16 protein-coding genes are annotated in these 18,988 nt (G+C 63.9%); 3 read left to right on the top strand and 13 right to left on the bottom strand.

Going from position 1 to position 18,988, the window contains the following annotated elements; translation table 11 throughout:
• Positions 1 to 186: 186 nt before the first annotated feature.
• From AB8717_RS06355 to nhaA, 3 genes are all read right to left on the bottom strand, one after another.
• Positions 187 to 2,238, bottom strand: a complete 2,052-nt coding sequence (locus AB8717_RS06355; protein ID WP_443750194.1) for an alkaline phosphatase D family protein — start codon at positions 2,236 to 2,238, stop codon at positions 187 to 189.
• 156 nt (positions 2,239 to 2,394) lie between these two features.
• Positions 2,395 to 5,019, bottom strand: coding sequence for a TonB-dependent receptor (locus AB8717_RS06350; protein ID WP_443750193.1), 2,625 nt, complete (start codon positions 5,017 to 5,019; stop codon positions 2,395 to 2,397).
• Between the two features lie 255 nt (positions 5,020 to 5,274).
• On the bottom strand, positions 5,275 to 6,441 hold the full coding sequence (gene nhaA / locus AB8717_RS06345; protein WP_443750192.1) for a Na+/H+ antiporter NhaA: 1,167 nt from the start codon (positions 6,439 to 6,441) through the stop codon (positions 5,275 to 5,277).
• Between the two features lie 260 nt (positions 6,442 to 6,701).
• On the opposite strand from nhaA, the gene AB8717_RS06340 reads away from it, so the two are divergent.
• Entirely contained in the window at positions 6,702 to 8,102 is a 1,401-nt protein-coding gene (locus AB8717_RS06340; protein WP_443750191.1) for a protein adenylyltransferase SelO, read from the top strand.
• On the opposite strand, the gene AB8717_RS06335 is transcribed toward AB8717_RS06340, so the two are convergent.
• From AB8717_RS06335 to AB8717_RS06305, 7 genes are all read right to left on the bottom strand, one after another.
• Entirely contained in the window at positions 8,080 to 9,321 is a 1,242-nt protein-coding gene (locus AB8717_RS06335) for an FAD-dependent oxidoreductase (RefSeq protein ID WP_443750190.1), read from the bottom strand. The genes AB8717_RS06340 and AB8717_RS06335 overlap by 23 nt on opposite strands.
• A gap of 54 nt (positions 9,322 to 9,375) precedes the next feature.
• A complete protein-coding gene (locus tag AB8717_RS06330; RefSeq protein WP_443750189.1) occupies positions 9,376 to 9,678 on the bottom strand; it encodes a type II toxin-antitoxin system RelE/ParE family toxin in 303 nt (100 codons plus the stop codon).
• Between the two features lie 3 nt (positions 9,679 to 9,681).
• Positions 9,682 to 9,960, bottom strand: a complete 279-nt coding sequence (locus tag AB8717_RS06325; RefSeq protein ID WP_443750188.1) for a type II toxin-antitoxin system ParD family antitoxin — start codon at positions 9,958 to 9,960, stop codon at positions 9,682 to 9,684.
• A gap of 34 nt (positions 9,961 to 9,994) precedes the next feature.
• A complete protein-coding gene (locus AB8717_RS06320; RefSeq protein ID WP_443750187.1) occupies positions 9,995 to 10,918 on the bottom strand; it encodes a glutaminase in 924 nt (307 codons plus the stop codon).
• Between the two features lie 49 nt (positions 10,919 to 10,967).
• The gene (gene bla, locus AB8717_RS06315; protein ID WP_443750186.1) at positions 10,968 to 11,837 is read right to left on the bottom strand and encodes a class A beta-lactamase; all 870 of its coding nucleotides are present in this window, start codon (positions 11,835 to 11,837) and stop codon (positions 10,968 to 10,970) included.
• A 3-nt stretch (positions 11,838 to 11,840) separates the two neighbouring features.
• On the bottom strand, positions 11,841 to 13,922 hold the full coding sequence (locus AB8717_RS06310) for a prolyl oligopeptidase family serine peptidase (protein ID WP_443750185.1): 2,082 nt from the start codon (positions 13,920 to 13,922) through the stop codon (positions 11,841 to 11,843).
• A gap of 259 nt (positions 13,923 to 14,181) precedes the next feature.
• On the bottom strand, positions 14,182 to 14,616 hold the full coding sequence (locus AB8717_RS06305; protein WP_443750860.1) for an SRPBCC family protein: 435 nt from the start codon (positions 14,614 to 14,616) through the stop codon (positions 14,182 to 14,184).
• A gap of 97 nt (positions 14,617 to 14,713) precedes the next feature.
• On the opposite strand from AB8717_RS06305, the gene AB8717_RS06300 reads away from it, so the two are divergent.
• On the top strand, positions 14,714 to 15,421 hold the full coding sequence (locus AB8717_RS06300) for a DUF1345 domain-containing protein (RefSeq protein WP_443750184.1): 708 nt from the start codon (positions 14,714 to 14,716) through the stop codon (positions 15,419 to 15,421).
• 74 nt (positions 15,422 to 15,495) lie between these two features.
• A complete protein-coding gene (locus tag AB8717_RS06295) occupies positions 15,496 to 15,753 on the top strand; it encodes a hypothetical protein (protein WP_443750183.1) in 258 nt (85 codons plus the stop codon).
• An 86-nt stretch (positions 15,754 to 15,839) separates the two neighbouring features.
• Here AB8717_RS06295 and AB8717_RS06290 read toward each other — a convergent pair whose 3' ends face one another.
• The 3 genes from AB8717_RS06290 to AB8717_RS06280 are packed head-to-tail and all read right to left on the bottom strand — an operon-like array spanning position 15,840 to position 18,654.
• Positions 15,840 to 16,586: a sensor histidine kinase gene (locus tag AB8717_RS06290; protein WP_443750182.1), complete on the bottom strand. Its 747-nt coding sequence runs from the start codon at positions 16,584 to 16,586 to the stop codon at positions 15,840 to 15,842.
• 15 nt (positions 16,587 to 16,601) lie between these two features.
• A complete protein-coding gene (locus AB8717_RS06285; RefSeq protein WP_443750181.1) occupies positions 16,602 to 17,105 on the bottom strand; it encodes a response regulator in 504 nt (167 codons plus the stop codon).
• Positions 17,098 to 18,654: a sensor histidine kinase gene (locus AB8717_RS06280; protein ID WP_443750180.1), complete on the bottom strand. Its 1,557-nt coding sequence runs from the start codon at positions 18,652 to 18,654 to the stop codon at positions 17,098 to 17,100. The genes AB8717_RS06285 and AB8717_RS06280 overlap by 8 nt, the downstream gene beginning before the upstream one ends.
• Positions 18,655 to 18,988: the final 334 nt, after the last annotated feature.

The following is an 18,988-nucleotide window of genomic DNA, read 5'->3' as shown; positions in this document are numbered from 1 at the left end:
GGATTTTTGCTTGGGAAAAGGGGTCGGGAAAAGGGGTCGGAGTGGAATATTCTGTTCCCCTTATTTCGAAAAAACTAAGAGCGCGCACCACTACATCTCTTTGGTTGTTACAAGCGCGCCCCGTAATCTTGCGGTCCCCTTTCTGTCGATCCGCGACGGGAGGAAGATAAGCCCTTCGCTACTCATTCAAACCGACAGCTTTGCATCCCCCTCAATCACCCGCTGCTCAAGCTTCGGCGGCTCACCCGGTTGCCACAGCTTGGCGCTATGCGATACACGATACCGCAACGGCCCACCGTCGGGCGTGGTCGCTTTGACGATCGGACGGACGATACAGACGAATTCGGTGTCTATAGCCTCGGGTCCGGCGGTGACAACCGAATAGCCGTGTCCGGCCATGTCGACGAATTCCACATGCGGCGCGACGTCCGGATTGGTCAGCGCCCTCGCCTTCACGATGTCTCCGCTGCTCGCATATTCGAGCGCCGCGCGCACGCCGCGCTTCATCGTCAGATTGACCGTCGTCTCCGGAGCGGCGCCCTCGACCTTGCGCACGAATAATGGACTGAGCGCCGACGCCTTGGCATATTCCGTCGCTTCGGCCATACCCGGCGCCGAGATCGAGCCGGTGATAAAGCTCAGCCCCACCGGATCGAAGCCCGCGGGCGGCAGTTTCGGCGCGGCGTAGCCTGCCCAGAAGCTGTGGCGGTCGCCCGATACGGTGACGAAGCCCGACACCTTTTGGTCGCGCACCAGGTCGTAGATTTCCGCGCGCTCGGCGAACGCCCCGCTGAAATCGACACCCGGAAAAACACCGAAACCCTTGCCGGGCCACTTCGCTGGAACCAGGCCTTCGGGCAGGTTCTGCGGATCGGTCCGCGCGTCGAGCGTGCCGTTGGTCGCGCCCCAGATCTTCCAGGTCGCGGTCGAAGCCGTCAGCCGCGCTTTCAACCACGCCTTCTGCTCCCTGCCGAGCATCGTGTAAGCGGGCTCGTCCTTGCGGTAATTGGCAATGCTCTTGTCGCCGACTTCAATGGTCGCCGGGGGCTTGCCGCCGTCGAAGTCCCTTCCGCCGTCGACGATTTCCAACCATTCCTGCGGGAGGACCGGATACTCTCCCGAGTCGAGTGCTTGTGCCTCGGGCCGGTCCGTAGGATCCGCCGCGTTATAGCTGTGGAAGTCGGTCAGGATCAGGTCGACGTGCTTGCCATAGCGCAGGTTTCGATACGCCGTCAGGCTGGCGATCGCGATGCGGTTATTGGGCTCGGTGCCGAAACCATCGTCGTCGAAGGTCTCGATCGGCACATCGGCGACGACCGGCGGGTCGAACTGATCGAGCGCGCTACCCGACGCCTTGCGGGCGCGCGACGGGACGTATTCCCACCACGCCTGGTTGGCGGCGACGCGCAAACGCTGGGCCGGCTCGGGCTTGCCGCCGTATTTGATGAAGCTCTGCCAGCCCTGCCACGAGAATTCGTGATTGTCGCCGATGGCGACGAAGGGCCAATACGCCCGCGCATCCTGGATGTCGGGGTCGTTGATGTGCGCCTGATAGACGTGGCGATAGCCTTCGAGCGTGGTCGGTACGTGGAAATTACCAACCTTGCGCCCGTCGGGAATGCGGCCGAGATCGTAGACGGTGCGTGCGTAACGGTGCGACACTTCGTCGGGATATTCGACGACCTCGTAGATGAAGTCACCGAGGTGGAGCACGAAGCCCAGCTTTTGATCGGCCGGCGCGCGCTCGTCTTCCCAGATCATGCGGCGATAGGCGTTCTGCGCGCCTTCATTGACGCTGTTGCACGATACGAAGGCGAAGCGGACCGGACGCGGGTCCGACGCGCCGGGGGCCGTGATCGTGCGGCCGACGCGGCTGCCGGCGCCAGTGTCGTCGCTGAAGCGATACCAGTACTCCGTCGCGGGCTTAAGTCCGCCGACCAGGGCGCGGCAGGTCCAGTCGGCTGCACCCAGCACAGGCACGCGCTTGCCGGCCACGACGTGGTTGAAACCGGGATCGCTCGCTACCTCGACGGTCAACGCGTGACGATCGCCCTGATCGAACGGCCTTCGCGTCCACAGAATGACACTGTGATCGTCGGGATCGCCCGAAGCGACACCCTGCGGGTAGAGCGCCCGATCCTCGCGCCACGCCACACGCGACGCCGCTGCGGCGCGCCCGGCCCAGATTGCACTGACACCGAGCGTGGCCGCGCTGGCCAGGAATTGCCGCCGATCCATGTCATGTTCCTTGCTTGCTTGCTTGCTTGCTTGCCTGCACCGAGCCTTTACCCCGGCCGATTTCGAGTCAAGTTAACCATTGTACACCTTGAAACGGCCAACAAAAAAGGCGGCCCGAACGGACCGCCTTGTTCGTTTGCCTTTTTCGCTTGAGGCCTAGTACTTCACCCGCAGGGTCATGCCGTAGGTGCGCGGCGCGCCCAGGAAGGCGTCGTAGGTGTTCGAGTCGAGCGTCTGGTTGTAGTAGGTGCCGTTCGACTGGACTGTCGACTGGAAGCCCGTGCCCTGCAGCGGCGCGTTGATCACGACCTGCTTGTAGGTGACGTTGGTCAGGTTCTGGCCCCAGATTTCCACGGCCCAGCGCCGGTTCTGCGGACCGATCGAGATGCGGCCGTTGACCAGCGTATAGGCCGCCTGTTCCTTGTACGGGATCAGGTCGGAACCAGTATTGTACTTCGACGAATACTTGGCCGTCAGGTTGGCCGAGGCGCGAAGCCCGCCGAGGTTGCCGCTCCAGGTGGCCGCCAGCGACGACGTCCACTTGGGGGCGAACGACATCTGGGCGCCCGGCAGCAGCGACAGGCCCGGGAAGTGCGCCGGGTTGATCAGGTCGCCCGCCGTGAACTTGCCGTAACGCGTGTCGGCATACGACGCGCCGCCCTGCAGGCTCAGGCCCGGAACCGGCGTGCGCCAGTAGATGTCGGCGTCGAAGCCCTTGGACTCCACCTCCGGGATCGACTCGACGATGAAGGCCGTGCCGAGGAAGGTATTGAGCTGGAAGTTCTGGTACTTCTGGTCGAACAGGGTGACGTTGAGCTGCAGGTCCTTGCTGAACAGCGAGGTCTTGACGCCCAGTTCGTAGCTGTCGACCGTTTCGGCGGGGAACCACAGCGACGCGTCCGGCGTGACGCCCGTCTGGGCGCGGTCCAGATTGTAGCCGCCCGACTTGTAGCCGCGAGCGTACGACACATAGGTCATCAGGTCGTCATTGACGTGCCACGCGGCCTTGAGCGTGCCCGAGAAGGCGCCTTCGGAATGGCTGTCCGCCACCCTGCGGCCGCTGAAGGCCGGGTTGGCCCAGAAGGGACACATGGCGCCGACCAGAGTCGTGGCCTGGCCCGTCGAGATGGCGTTGGCCCAGACCGGGTTGGCGCCATGGGTGACCGCGCCGACCAGGCCGCCATAGGTGCCGTAGAGGGTGGCCGCCTTGGTGTACTGGGTCAGGGCCGCGCCGCACGCCGCACCACCGTCCGAGTTGGTGTAGAGCGCGGTCATGTCCTTCTTTTCGTTGGTGTACCGCAGGCCGAGCGTGAACTCGAGCTTGTCCACCCGCCACGAATCGTTGGTGAACAGCGCGTAGCTGGTGTCGCCCTGGGTGTAGTGGTCGAGCGCACCCTGGCCCGGCACGAAGTGCGCCGTGGCGTGGGCCGAGACGCCGTCCGGGCTGGTCAGGCGGCCGACAAAGGCCGGATCGGTGCCGCTCGACATCAGCAGACCCAGATAGGGCTCGTAGGACGAACCGTAGACGTAGGAATCGTTCCGCGTCAGGTCTTCCTTGGCGTAGAAGCCACCGAACAGCCAGTCGCTATGTTCGGTCGCGCCGGCCAGGCGGACTTCCTGGGTGAAGGTCTTGAAGCGGGCGTTGAAGTCGCCGTTGTCGCGGCGATACAGGATGTCGGCGCCGGTATAGTCGATGTCCTGGCCGTTGGTGGCGATCCAGTCACGCACGCCAGTGATCGAGGTCAGCTTCGAATCGAAGAAATTCGGCAGCTTGAAATTGGCTTCGACCGACATGCCGCCGTCGCGCACGACCTGATGCGTGTCGCGGTTGGAATAGGCCAGGCGCGCCGACGGATCGGCCGTCGTGGCCACGCCGTTGCCGCCGGCCAGGCCGTTGATCGCCGTCGCCGTCGGGCCGGTGCGGGTCTGCACGGCGACACAGCAGTGCTCGTCGCGGTGGCTGTAGTCGCCGATGACGCGGATTTCGGCGTCGTCGTTCGGCGTGAACAGCAGTTGGCCGCGGACGGTCGAGAAGTCCTGGTCCTGGTCCGAGGTCAGGGTGCGCGGGCCGACACCCGTGTTCACATCCGTGTAGCCGTCGCGCGAACGCTTGGCGACATAGAGGCGGCCGGCGACCAGGTCGTCGACGATCGGACCGGTGACCGAGGCGGAATAGCCCTGGTAGTTGAAGTTGCCGAAGGTGGCTTCACCGTCGGCGCCGAAGGTGAACTGCGGCTTCTTGGTGATGATGTTGATGACGCCGGCCGAGGTGTTCTTGCCGAACAGGGTGCCCTGCGGCCCCTTGAGCACTTCGATGCGCTCCATTTCACCGAGGTCTTCGAAGCCGACGCCGTTGCGCGGGCGATAGACGCCGTCGATGACCACGCCGACCGACGATTCCAGGCCGGGATTGTCGCCGACCGTGCCGACGCCGCGGATACGGGCGGTCGTCAGGGTCTCGTTCTGCGTCGAGGTGACCGTCAGGCCCGGCGTCAGGATCTGCATGTCCTTGATGTCATGGACGCCCGCGTCCTGCAGCAGCTTGGCCGAGATCGTCGTCACGGCGATCGGCACGTCCTGCAGCTTCTGCTCGCGCTTTTGCGCCGTCACGATGATGGTGTTGTCTTCCTTGGCGGCGGCCGGCTTGGCCTGGGCCTGAGCCTGGGCCTGGGCCTGGGCCTCGGCGCCCGCGGGAATCCCGGCCAGCAAGGCGACGCCGGCAACGCCCGCCATCAGGTGGCCCAGATGGCGGTATTTGAGTAATTGATTGGCGCTTTGCATAACTTTCCCTTAGGTCAATTTCGTCTCTGCTTGAGGATTTTGTATTTTTTGTCCCGCAGGCCGTAAGGGCAAGAAAAGCCGGGATTCCGGCGGCCTGCGATTACTTTCGTCTTAACACATGACGTGCACGGAAACAAACGCTGTTTGCCACGAATATTGCATCGCAACATTTCCGTTACGGAAATTATTACTCACAATACTGTGAAAGAACGTGAAAACCCAAGCTTCGCTCTAAATATCGGCGGAAAACATTGCTTAAACGTGTATTTTTTGTGTCCGTTGCGACAGATTGAGGATTGCTGCACCCGCACACGCCGACAGAAGTGACGCGACGGCAATCGCCGATTTGGCCGCGATTTCGGCGGTTTTATCCCCGGCCGGAAACGCCAGGGCGGCCAGATACAGACTCATTGTGAAGCCGATGCCGCATAAAAGACACACCCCGTAGAGCTGCAAAGGCGTCGCGCCTTGCGGCAATACCGCCATTCTGGCGAAAACCAGCCCTCGCGCCGCGGCATATACCCCCAGTTGTTTGCCGGCAAAGAGACCCAGCGCGACGCCAAGGAAGCGCGGATCGGCGAACAGGGCCGCACCCGCGCCCGCCAGCGAGAAGCCCGAAGCGGTAAAGGCGAACAGCGGCAGGACCAGGTAGGCGACGAACGGGTGGACGGTGTGGATCAGCCCTTGCAGCCGCCGCGTCGACACGCAGAAGGCCGAAATGACCGCCGTCAGCGACGGGCTGATTCCGGCTTTCAGCGTCACCCACCATGCCAGGGCGAACAGGACCAGGTAGATAAGGTTGCGCCCCGCCCGCCCGATCCTGGGAATGAAGCGCACGGCGAAGGTGACGGCGAACACGGCCAGCAAGCCACCGATCCAGGCGAGGGAAAAGGCCGAATTGTAGAACACCCCGATGATGACCACCGCGCCGAGATCGTCGACGATGGCCAGGGTCAGCAGGAAGACGCGGAGCGATGCGGGCAAGGCCTTTCCCGCCATGCTCAGTACCGCCAGGGCAAAGGCGATGTCGGTCGCCACGGGAATGGACCAGCCGCGCGGGTCGCCGCCGGACGCATTGACGCCGAGATAGACCAGGGCCGGCACGATCATGCCTCCCAACGCCGCCCCCACCGGCAAGGCCAGGGTTTTCGGGTCCGACAGGGCGCCGTCGCGGATCTCGTGCTTGATCTCAAGGCCGACCATATAGAAGAAGACGGCCATCAGGCCCTCCTTCACCCATTCGGCAAGCGGCCAATCGTGGCCCCACGGCCCCGGCAGGCCGGCGCGGACGAATCCTTCGTAGATGTGCGCCGCCGGCAGGTTCGCCCAGACAAGCGCCACGGCTGCGCAGGCGGCCAGCAGAAACCCCGAACCGGCCTCGGTCTTGAGGAATTCGAGCAGGAATCGGTTGAGCGTTGTCATGGGGAAATTTTACCCGCCGCCCTTGCGCGCGGCCAGCAAAACCGACACTTAACGCGGCAGATTGAACGAAAGTAATACCCCTCCACCACTTCCTTGCGCTTGCCGAGGCTATACCTCGGCTACGCTCACCCTCCCCATCTGCGATGGGGAGGAGAAAGAAAGTCTCCTCCCTGCGCGAAGCGTGGGGACTTGCGCTTGCCGATGCTATACATCGGCTACGCTCACCACGAAGTGGTGGAGGGGTCCAGTCACAGGCTCCCATGTCCCAGTATTCCCCCGATCCCCGTCTCCTGCATTCCGGCCTCGCCCTGTTCGACGCGGTCGCGGCGGCCGATTTTCCGCAAACCGCGCTGCGCTATCGCAACGACCGGGCAGCGGCATCGATCGGCCTCGCCCACCTCGACGATGAAGACTGGATCCGGCATTTCGGCCGCTTCTCGCCCTTGCCAGGCAATCAGCCCGAACCCCTGGCCCTGCGCTATCACGGCCACCAGTTCCGCCAGTACAATCCCGACCTGGGCGACGGGCGCGGCTTCCTGTTCGCCCAGATGCGCGACGACCACGGCCGCCTGCTCGACCTCGGCACCAAGGGTTCGGGCAAGACGCCCTATTCGCGCGGCGGCGACGGCCGGCTGACGCTGAAGGGCGGCGTGCGCGAAGTGTTGGCGACCGCCATGCTGGAAGCGCTGGGCGTACCGACGTCGAAAAGCCTGTCCCTGATCGAAACCGGCGAAGACCTGGTGCGCGGCGACGAGCCCTCGCCCACCCGGTCGTCGGTCCTGGTCCGGTTGAGCCACAGCCATATCCGCTTCGGCACCTTCGAACGCCTGGCCTATACGGGCGACCGCGACACGATGCGGGGCCTGATCGACTATATCGTCGCGCACTTCTATCCGGACGCCAAAGATGCCGCAGGGGTGTTCGACGCCGTGCTCAGGGCCTCCGCGAAACTGGCGGCGCGCTGGATGGCGGCGGGCTTCGTGCACGGCGTGCTCAATACCGACAATATGAACATCACCGGCGAAAGCTTCGACTACGGTCCCTACCGCTTCCTGCCGCGCTTCGATCCGAGCTTCACCGCCGCCTATTTCGACCATTCGGGGCTTTACGCCTATGGCCGCCAGCCCGACACGGTCGGATGGAACCTGGCGCGGCTCGGCTCATGCCTGACGCTGATCAGTAAAAGCGAGCCGTTGAGCGCCACCATGGCCGACTACGACCTGCACTACCAGCGCGAGATGGGGCTGGCCATGTGCCGGCGACTCAACCTCGTGCCCCGGGACGACAACGAAGCCCTGGTCCGCGCCATCTACGGCCAGTTGAAGCCGGCTGATTTCGACGGCAGCTTCGAAGCCCTGTTCTACGACTGGTTCGGCGGGACGCTCAGCGAAAGCCGCGCCATGAACGGCCCGCGCGCCGGACACTATGCCGGCGAGGCCTTCGACACCTTCCGCGCGGTCGTCGGCGGATACCAAACGGCCAACGCATCGAAGCTCGACCATCCGCGCTTCAAGGCGCCCGATCCCGAAACCCTGCTCTACGACGAAATAGAGGCTATCTGGGCGCCGATCACGGAAAGCGACGACTGGTCGGCTTTCAACGCCAAGCTGGCACGCATCGAAACCTGGCGCCAGGCGCTCAGCCTCGACGCCGACGGATAGCGTAGTCCTCGTGCCACTGGCCGGGGTCGATATGGCTGAACAGGCCGGTTTTCATGCCGGCCAGGGTCCGCATCATCTCGTCCTTCAGCCACGGCGTGTAGCACATGGGCGCGAAGGCGACGTCGCGCACGAACGGCGCCGCCCATGAGTCCGACTGGAAGAAGGGCGTCATCCACAGGCTGGCGCGGTGATAGAAGCCGAGATGGTCCTTGCGCGCGCGCTGATAGTGGTCGAGCGCCGCATCGAGGTCCTTCGACGCATTGATCGCCTCGCCCAGCACGCACGCGTCGATCAGCCCCAGATTGGCGCCCTGCCCCAGTTGCGGGCTCATGGCGTGCGCCGCGTCGCCGGCAAAAACCAGCCGGCCTTTCACCCGCGACCTCAGCGCCTTATGGCCGTATTCCGCCCAGGTCAGGTCGTCGAAAGTTTCTACCTGCGCGACGAACGGCGCCATGTCGGGCCAGTAGCCCAATACGCGCGCCTTCCACGCGTCCAGGCCATCGGCGCGCACGCGGTCCAGGTCGCGCGCCGCCAGGCTCCAGAAGAAGGCGATATGGTCGTCCTCGCTGCCGGGCCGCTTGCCGATGGCCAGGGTCCCGATCATGACCCTGGCTGCATCATAGCGCTGCTGCAAACCGCCCTGGCCGAAGACCTGCCCGGGATCGCGGCAGACACCCCAGAAGGCGCCATAAGGATAGGCGCGGTTCATGCGGATATCGGCGTGGCGCTCGGCCAGCTTCGAATGCCGGCCGGTGCAGTCGACCACCAGGTCGAACGGCCCGAAATCGCCGCCCTTCGTTTGCAGCGACATCAGACCGTCGGGATGCGTCGTCACGCCCATCGCCTCGCACGCCGTATGGATGTCCGCACCTGCGGCCACCGCGTGATCGTACAGGACCTGGAACAGGCTGGCGCGATGCACGCCCAGCCCGAAGATATGCTTGCCCAGGATGTCGTAGCTGAGGTCGAAGATCGTCCGGCCGGTGTGCGTCTTGCCGTAGAGCGTCTTGATGCGCGCGCTGCGGGCGATCAGCGCCTTGTCGACACCCAGCCGCGCCATGACGGCCAGGCCGGTCGGCTGGATCAGAAGCCCTGCCCCGACCGGCGATGCCTCGTCGAAGCGCTCGAACAGGCTGACATCGTGTCCGCCGGCGCGCAAAAATCCCGCCAGGGCCAGACCGGTCGTGCCGGCGCCCGCGATGGCGATGCGATAGGTCAATTGTCTTTCGGGAAGCCCCGCCCCTGTTTGCAGGCGAGGATAGAGATCGGCGCCTCAGTCGTCAAACAGCGTCCGCCAGTCACGGGCGGCATGCAGAACGCGGATCAGCGTAACGACCTTGTCCTGTCGATCGATTTCATAAATCAGCATATAGCTTCCGTACGTCAGTATCCGATGATTTTCCGACAATTCCGGTGCAGGCCGTCCCTTCTCAGGGAAGCCCTGCACCGCCTCGAAAGTCTCCGCCAGCTTCAAAACGTGGCGATCCGCCGCGGCAGGATTATCGGTGAAAATGTACGCCCAGATATCGATCAGGTCGGAATCGGCCCGCCGCGAGTACCGTAGCGTCCAATCCATGGGTCAGAGTCCCGCCGCCTTGCGCGCGCGCGCGACGATGTCAGCTCCGCCCTTCCATTCAACAGTTCCACTGGCGTGGCCTTCGGCGACCAGACGCCGCAACTCTTCCAGCTCCGCCTGACGCTCTTCGCGCTTGGCCTTCCAGCCGCGCAGAGCGTCGCGCACCACTTCGCTGGTTGAGGCAAATTCGCCGCTGTCCACGGCTTGACGGACCATGGCCGCCATATCCTGCGTCAGGGCGATACTGACCTTTTCAACGCGTGGCTTGCTTCCATCGGGCATTTTCATACTCCTTGGTAGCAATTTTTACCACCGATCACAGCACCGAGCAATTGGTCAGTTGGCTGAAATACTCCAGGGCATAGGCGCCGACGACGCTGGTGCCGAAACGGTCGAGCTCCGGCGCCCAGACCGCCACGACGGCATGGTCGGGAATGACCGCGACCAGGCCGCCGCCGACGCCGCTTTTCGACGGCAGGCCGACGCGATAGGCGAACGAGCCCACCGAATCATACGTCCCGCAGGTCAGCAAAAGCGCATTCAGCCGCCGCGTCAGGCGCTCCGGGAAGATGGTCTCCTCGATCAAGGGCGAGAAGCCGCGCGCCGCCAGGGGAAGCGCCGCCCGCGCCAACTGCCGGCAGGTCACCGTCACCGCGCACTGCCGGCAATAGGCTTCGACCACGGCCTCGGCGTCGTGGGTGATGGTGCCGAAGCTGCGCATCAGATTGGCGATGGCGCGGTTCTTGTGCGCTGTTTCCAGCTCCGACACCGCCACGTCCTCGTCGATCGCCAGGTGCGCGACGCCCAGCATGCCCATGAAGTCGCGCACCAGGGCGTCTGGCTCCGCGGCGTGGTTGAGAAGGATATCGGTCACCGCCAGGGCGCCGGCATTGATGAAGGGATTGCGCGGAATGCCTTCCTCATGCTCGAGCTGCGACAGGTAGTTGAACGGCGTGCCCGACGGCTCCTTGCCGACGCGCGTCCAGACCTCGTCGCCGATGCTGTTGAGCGCCAGGCCCAGCGCGAACAGCTTGGTGATCGACTGGGCGGAAAAAGACACGTCGGCGTCGCCGATGGCGTGCTCCTCGCCCTTGATCGTACAGATGGCCATGCCGAACTGGTTGGGGTTCACGCCAGCCAGTTGCGGGATATATTGCGCCGTGCGGCCCTTGCCGAAATGGGGGCGCACCAGCACCGCGATTTCCGCCAGCACATCGTCGAACGAGACCACCTGTTTCATGGTCCGACCAAAGCGCTGCACGCCTTGAGTCGTCAAGCGTTCAGAGGGGTTAAATCTTCAGCGCGTCCAGCGCCAGCCTGGCCGTGTCCGCGACAACGGCTTCGCGGCCGGCGGCATCGAGCGTGCCGCCCGTGGTGTAGACCGCCATGAAGATCGGATCGCCCTTGTCCGGCCAGATGACCGCGACGTCGTTGACCGCGCCGTTGCCGCTGGTGCCCGTCTTGTCGCCCGCCGTCCAGCCGGCCGGAAGGGCCGCGCGGATGCGCTTCTGGCCCGTCGAGGTCGCAACCATCCACGCCTTCAGACGATCGAGCGAGTCCGGCCTGAGGACCGGTGTCGTAAAGACGGTCCTCAGCAGTCCCGCCATGGCGGCCGGCGTCGTGGTGTCGCGGTCGTCGCCGTCGATATTGCTGTTGAGATCAGGCTCGGTGCGGTCGAAGCGCGTCACCGTATCGCCCAGCCCGCGCACGAACTGCGTCAGGCCCGAAGGCCCGCCGACCAGTGGCAGCAACAGATTGGCCGCCGTATTATCGCTGACCTCGACCGCCGCGGCGCAAAGGTCGGCAATCGTCATCTTGCCGTCGGCGACATGCGCTTTCGTCACCGGCGCGTAGTCGAGCAGGTCCTTCTGGCCAAAGGCGATCTCCTTCGCCAGGCTCAGCCTGCCCTGGTCGGCCTGTTGCAGGATCGCCGTGGCCAGCACCCATTTGAAGGTCGAGCAATGGGCAAATCGCTCGTTCGAGTCGAGATTGACCGTCTTGCCGCCCTGGATGGCCGACACGCCGACGCGGCCGCCGTGCCGTTTCTTGATCTCCAGCATCCGGCCGGCCAGATCGAAAGCCTGGCTGGCCTTGGGCGAGCAGCCGGCCAGCCCAAGGGCGGCACCGGCGGCCAGAAGATGGCGGCGGGACAGGCTCATGGCTTACTTCGCCTTGTCGCCGATATGGCGGTCGAGCCAGTCGAACACGGTGGCGTGCCACTTCAGCGAATTCTGCGGTTTCAGCACCCAGTGGTTCTCATCCGGGAAGCGCAGGAATTCCGACTCGACATTATTGGCCTGCAGCGCGGTAAAGGCGCCTATGCCCTGCTCGACCGGGATGCGGTAATCCTTGTCCGAATGGACGATAAGCATGGGCACCGACCAGTCCTTGGCGTGCAGGGCCGGATTGAATTCATCGTACTTCGCCGGGTCGGTGAAGACGCTGCCGCCCTGCTCCCAGTTTTCGAACCATTCTTCCTCGGTCGAATAGCCCATCATGCGCGAATCGAACACGCCGTCGTGCGACACGATGCACTTCCACGGCTGCTTCCAGTTGCCGGCGATCCAGTTCGCCATGAAGCCGCCGTAGGACGCGCCGAGCGCACAGGCGCGGTCGCCGTCGAGATAGCCGTATTTCGACAGGGCGGCGGCCCAGCCTTTTTGCAGGTCTTCCAGCGGGCGGTCGCCCCAGTGCTGCGAGATGGCGTCCTCGAAGGCCTGGCCGTAGCCGGTCGAGCCATGGAAGTCGATCATGACGACGGCGTAGCCCGCGCCGGCATAGGTTTCCGGGTTCCAGCGGAACGACCAGTCATCGCCGAAGCTGCCTTGCGGGCCGCCGTGGATCAGGAAGGCGACGGGGTACTTCTTGCCTTCGACGTAGCCGGCGGGTTTCACCACGATGCCGTAGACCGTGTCGCCGTTCCAGCCCTTGAAGCTGAACTGCTCGTAGGCCCCCATGGCGCGATCGCCCAGCGCGCTGTCGACCTGGGTCAACTTCGTGGCGCCGTCGTCGATCAGGGCGGCTTTCGGCTTCGACAAAAAGATCTGCGACGGATAGGCCAGGCTGTCCTTCAGGTAGATAAAGCCCGCATTGGTCTCGAAATAGCTGGTGACGTGGCCGTCCTTCGACAGCGGCGTCACCTTGCCCGACGCGATATCGACCCGGAACAGCTTTTCCATGCCGACGTCACCGGCCGTGACCAGCAGGCTCTTGCCGTCCCTGGAGAATTTAACGCCGTCGGCGCTGCGGTCCCAGGCCGGCGCGATTTCGCGCACCTTGCCGGACGCGTCGCGGATCATCAGGCCGAAGCGGTCGGCCTCGAAGCCCGGGCGCTTCATCGCTTTATAGACGAGGGTCTTGCCGTCCGCCGACACGATGGGCTGGGCGTCCCAGGCCAGGTTCGCCGCCGTCAGGTTGGTCGCCGGCCCGCCGGTCAGCGGCACCGAGAAGACATCGAAATTGGTGCTCCACGGCTCGGTCTTGCCGGCGACGCGGGCCGAGAAATAGAGGGTCTTCGAGTCGGGCGAGACGGTGAAGTCGGCCTCGTCGCCGAACGGCTTGGACGGCACGTCGCCGTCGAAACCGTCGGTCAGGGCGACCGGCGCCGCGCCGTCGAAGCCGGCATAGAACAGGTGGTTGCGCGTGCCGTCGGCCCATTCGTCCCAGTGGCGGACGAAGACCTTGGTGTAGACTGTGCCCGAAGACGGGTCGCTGACCTTCTTGTCCGCCTGCGTCTTGACCGTGCAGTCGATCTCATTGCCCTTGCACTCGGGATAGACGGCCAGGCTGACGACCAGCCCCTTGCCGTCTGGCGTCGGCTGATAGGCGCCGACATCGAGCGGCAGTTTCGTCACCTGGACGGCGTTGGCGCCGGTCAGGTCTGTCTTCCACACCTGCGACGACCCGCCGCGCGACGACAGGAAGTAGATGGTCTTGCCGTCCGGGCCGAACTGCGCGTCGGCCGCGCCGCCCTCGGAGGCCTGGAGTTTCACTTCCGGCGCGGCGGGCCTCGACAGGTCCTTCAGCCACAGGGTGGTCATGCCCTTGTTCTTGACCAGGTCGGTGGCGCGCACCGGGAAGACGGCATAATGGCCGGCCGCATCGACGCTCAGCCCCCCGATGCGGTCGAGCGAGATCATATCCTTGTAGGTAAAGGCTTGCTTCACGTCGGCGGCGTGCGCGCCGAGCGCGATCAGCGAGACGGAAGCGGCCAGAATGGCGGTTTTGAAGGCGGCGTTTCGCATGGGGGCCTCAAAGGGCATTTCGTTACAATTGCCACATGTTAAAGACCGGATTGCCACGAAAGTCGAGCGGCCGGCGCAAATATTAATGAAGTCCTGCAAGCGCGAAGCGCAGTGAAAGGAAGAGGTCCACAGATTACACAGATTTCACAGATTTTTCAGAGCTATAGACCGATACACCGTGTGCGTGAGCGCCGGAGGAAGGCGCTTCGCGCACCAATAATCTGTGAAATCTGTGTAATCTGTGGACCGCCTTTTCTTCCTATCCACCCGCCGCCAGCATGGTCCGCATGCCTTCCATGGCTTCTTTCGTCTGCTTCGGCAGGCGCAGTTTGAACAAGGGCGCCAGAAGCTTCGCCAGCCAGTAGTGCGGCACGATCTCGACGCGATGGACCAGCCGCGTCCCCGTATCCGTCGGCTCCATCGAGAACTCGATGAACACCTGCATCAGCTTGTCGAAATAGCGGTAGGCCAGGCGGCTGTCGGGCTCATGCGCCGTGATGACCCCGTCCATGATGCGATGCTTGCCGCCTTCGAAATAGGCGTAGCGCAGCTTGTCGCCTTCCTGGTTCGGCCCCTGACCGCACTTCGCGACGCCTTCGCAGCGCTTGAGCCACAGCGGCACCTTTTTGAAGTCGTCGAGAAAGGCAAAGACCTCGTGCGGGGTCTGCGGCAGGTCGATCGTATGCTCGAACACGATGGCCAAGGCCGCTTTCCTTTCTCTTCACAGCGTAAGGGACTCAGGGTTCAAAAAAGAGTAACATGGATGTCCTTCGATTCAAGGGTTTAGCGGCATGACGGATGCGAAACACGGACGCCGGGGCATAACGGCGTTACCGGTGGTCAGGCACCTCAAGTACAAGCCGCGCCTGCTGGTCTCCATTCTGCTGGGCGTCGCTGTCCTTTTCGGCACCCAGGCCTTCACGCACCTGCGTCCGGTGACCGACAGCCTGCTGGCGTGGAATGCCGGTACCCTGCTCTATCTGGGCTTAAGCATCGAGACGATGATGAGCGCCGGCCCCGAGACCATCCACCGCCGCGCCGCCCTGTATGACGACGGCGAAGTGACCATCCTGCTGCTGTCGATCCTGGCGGCCGGCCTGTCGATCGCGGCGATTGTCGGCGAACTGGCCTCGGTCAAGACGGTCAGCGGTGTCTTGCGCGGCATCCATGTCGGCCTGTCGGTACTGACCCTGATGACGTCCTGGGCCTTCATCCACACGGCCTTCGCCTTTCATTACGCCCACGGCTATTATTTCTCGGAGCGTCATTGCGGCGACAAGGGCGAGCGCTGCCTGATCTTTCCCGGCACGGACACGCCGGACTACCTCGACTTCCTCTATTTCTCCTTCATCATCGGCACGTCGGGACAGACGGCCGACGTGTCGATCGCCGGGCGCCAGACCCGGCGCATCGGCACCATCCATTGCATCGTAGCCTATGTCTTCAACGCCACCGTGCTGGCGCTGACCATCAATATCGCCGCCTCGCTGGTGAACTGAAAATTTTTTGAGATAACCGTGTAACCGTTTCGTTCATCCCGCCGTATTACTTTTCGAACAGGGAGAACGGCAGAATGTCGATCGGTTCCGACTACCCTCATCCGGTGACGGTCAACGGCTACACCTGCCGCAACTGCACCGATGTCGACTATGCGAAGAAGCATATCGATCCGGCGCACCCGAAATCCGGACCGTACGATGTCGACGCCGCCAGCGATCCGTCACGCCGCGCCGCCTTCGTCCTCGACGGCAAGCTCAGCGCGGCCCAGGTGTCCGCGGTCAGCCCCGCCGATCCCGGCGCGCCCGGCCAGCGCCTCAACATATTCGCATAAATAAAGGCCCCGGCAGTTCCCTGCCGCGTCCCGGTCTTCATCTGGCGTCATGGGAGGCGGCGGCCTGCGTCACCGTGCCCGGCGGATTAGTCCGCCGCCGCCAGCGAGAAACGGAAGGTGCTGCCGTGCGGTGACGATTCCGCGATCCACATATAGCCGCCGTGCAGCGACGCGATCTTGCGCGCCAGCGGCAGGCCCATGCCGACGCCCGGATACTGGCCTTCGACGTGCAGCTTCTGGAACGGCTTGAAGACGCGCGTCCAGTAGGTCTCCTCCAGGCCCTGGCCGTTGTCGCGGACCGAGAAGATCCACAGGTCGGTGTCGCGCTGGGCCGTGATATGGATGTCGGGCGCCACGCCGGCCCGGGCGAACTTGATGGCGTTGTCGACCAGCAGGCTGAACAGCTGCATGATCTGGTCCGCGTCGCCCTTGAGACGCGGCAGGCCGGCTATGCTGAGCTTGCCGCCCGAGCTTTTCAGCTTGTCCTGCATGACCAGCCGGCAGTGCTCGGCGATCTTCTGCGTGTCGACCAGGATATGGGGCGCCGCCAGGGTGTTGAGGCGCGAAAACGACAGCAGGCCCTGCATCATCGACCGCAGCCTGTCGCCATTGTCCATGATCTCCTTCAGCAGGGCGCGGTCTTCCTCGTCGCCCTTCTCCACCTGGCGCTCGTCGAGCAGGCGGGCGAATTCGACCATGAGACGGACCGGGGTCCCCAGGTCGTGCGACACGATATAGGCATAGTCGCGGTATTCCTGGGCGAGGTCGGCGGGCTCGGCTTCGCGGATTTCGGCGGCGGCGGCGCGATGGGCGCGGGATTTTTCGGCGTGCATCGGAAGACTCGAAATTTAGTGATCGGAGGCGTCGAACCAGGCGGCGTTGGAACTGGCCGAGGCGTAGGTCGCGTCCGGCAGGACGGCGAGGAAGAAGAAGAACTGCTCGATGGTCGAGACCACGTCGCGGAACTTTTCGAGCGTCAGCGGCTTGACGATATAGGCCGTGGCGTGAAGCTGATAGCTGCGGGCGATGTCCTGCTCGTTTTCGGACGCCGACAGGACGATGACCGGCAGGTGCATCAGCCGTTCGTCGTCCTTGACCGCCGCCAGCACGTCGCGGCCGCTCATCTTCGGCAGGTTGAGGTCGAGAAGGACGATGTCCGGCAGGGGCCGCGTGCGGTCGCGCAGGAACTCCATGGCCTCCTCGCCGGTCGCAGCCACCGTCAGGTGGTTTTCGATGCGGGCGTCGCGAAACGCCATCGAGGCCAGCTGCGCGTCGCCGCGATTGTCCTCGACCAGCAGGATTTCGGCTGTCCGCCCCTCGCGGATCAACAGGGTGGATGAAGGATCAGGCATGGGCGGCATTCCTTTCGGCTGCACCGTCGGGCTTGGGGATGGTGAAGTGGAAAACGCTGCCTTCGCCGGGCTTTGAAGTCGCCCAGATGCGGCCGCCGTGGCTGTCGACGATCTTGCGGCAGACGGCCAGACCAAGGCCGGAACCGCGGATCGACTCCCAGGTATGCAGGCGGCGGAACGGTTCGAAGACCTGGTTGACGAAGGCCGGGTCGATGCCCATGCCGTTGTCGCGGACCATGAAGTGCCAGTCCTGGCCGTCGGGCGTCACTGTGACATGGACGTGGGGCGTCTTGCCCGGTTTTTGGTATTTGATGGCGTTGGCGATCAGGTTCTGCAAAAGGCGCATGATCTGGACAGCGTTGCCTTCGATAAAAGGCAACGGATCCGAGGTCACCACCGCTTCGGAATCGCGGATCAGTTCCTTCAGGTTGGTCAGCACGTGGTTGAGCTCGACCTCCATGTCGACGTCGCCCAGGCTCATGCCCTCGCGGCCGAGGCGGGCATATTCCAGCAGGTCCTGGACCATGTCGCGCATGCGCATGGCGCTTTCGCCGACGATGCGCAGATAGTCCTTGCCCTCGTCGTCGAGCACCTCGTTGTAGTCGGTGGCGATGATCTGGCTGAAGTTGAGCACCATGCGCAGGGGCTCCTGCATGTCGTGCGAGGCGACATAGGCGAAGCGCTCCAGTTCGGTGTTCGACTCGGTCAGCCGCGTCAGCAGCCTTTGCCGCGCCTCGTGCTCCTGCCTGGCGACCGTGATGTCGCGCACGATGCCGGTGAAATGGCGCTTGCCGGCGACGGTGAAGGCGCTGACCGACAGGTCGATGGGGAAGCTGCTGCCGTCCTTGCGCCGTCCCTCGGCTTCGCGGCCCGCGGTTCCGATGATGCGCGCCTCTCCGGTCCGGACGTGGCGGTCTAGATAGCCGTCATGCGCACTCTGGTAGGGTTCGGGCATCAGCATGCGGACGTTCTGGCCGATGATCTCGGAGGCCTCGTAGCCGAACAGGCGCTCGCAGGCCCGGTTGGCCGTTTCGACCGTGCCTTTTTCGTCGATGGTGATGATGGCGTCGACCGCGTTGTCGACGATGGCCGCCAGGGTCACGCGGCTGCGTTCCTCGCTGTCGGCATAGAGCTTTTCCAGCTTGGCGTTGGCTTCGCGCAGCTGGGCGTTGGCGATGTCCATCTGGCTCGGGCTGGGAATGGCCAGGGCCTGGGGCATGAGGCGCACCATCATTATGGTGGTGCCGATCGAGGCCACGGCCGTCATCGCCTTGATGACGCCCTCGATATAGTAGTCCGGGTGCCACAGCACCCAGATGCTCATGATGTGGGTCGTGCCGCACAACAGGATGAAGGCGCCGAACAGCAGGAAGACCGACTGGAACGGCACGTCCCTGCGCGTCCGGATGAAATAGATCAGCGCCACCGGAATGCAGAAATAGGCCAGCGCCACCAGGCCGTCCGAGATGACATGCAGCCACAGGACGTCGGGCCGCCACAGGAAGCAGAAGCCATGCGGCATGAAGCTGCCGCCGGTATCGTGAGCCATGCCGTTCATCCGGCTGCCGTCCCCCTCGAAACCCCGCCGGGCGGGGCGCCGTCACGCGCCTGAGGACTGTCCGCCGATACTGTCGTCATCAATCGATTCTGTTCCGGAAATGAATGCAATCCGTTGCGATTGCAACAGACCAATACTCTACTTTCTGGGGTGCCACACGGTCCGCGCGAAGGGCGAACATCGGCAAAGCCTTCTATCTTCGTGTGCGACTCTCATCCCTGTTCAACTTTGCGTATAGGTACCAGACAAGCCCGGCTTATTTAACCGGGTACGCGATGAATTCCTTGTGATTGGCCTGACCATGTCCGGCCAAAAAGTCTTGCAG

The sequence above is a fragment of the Asticcacaulis solisilvae genome, assembly GCF_052327315.1.
Taxonomy (GTDB): Bacteria; Pseudomonadota; Alphaproteobacteria; order Caulobacterales; family Caulobacteraceae; genus Asticcacaulis; species Asticcacaulis solisilvae_B.
The sequence above is the reverse complement of the archived record's forward strand: the minus strand, read 5'-3'. Positions and strand labels throughout refer to the sequence as shown.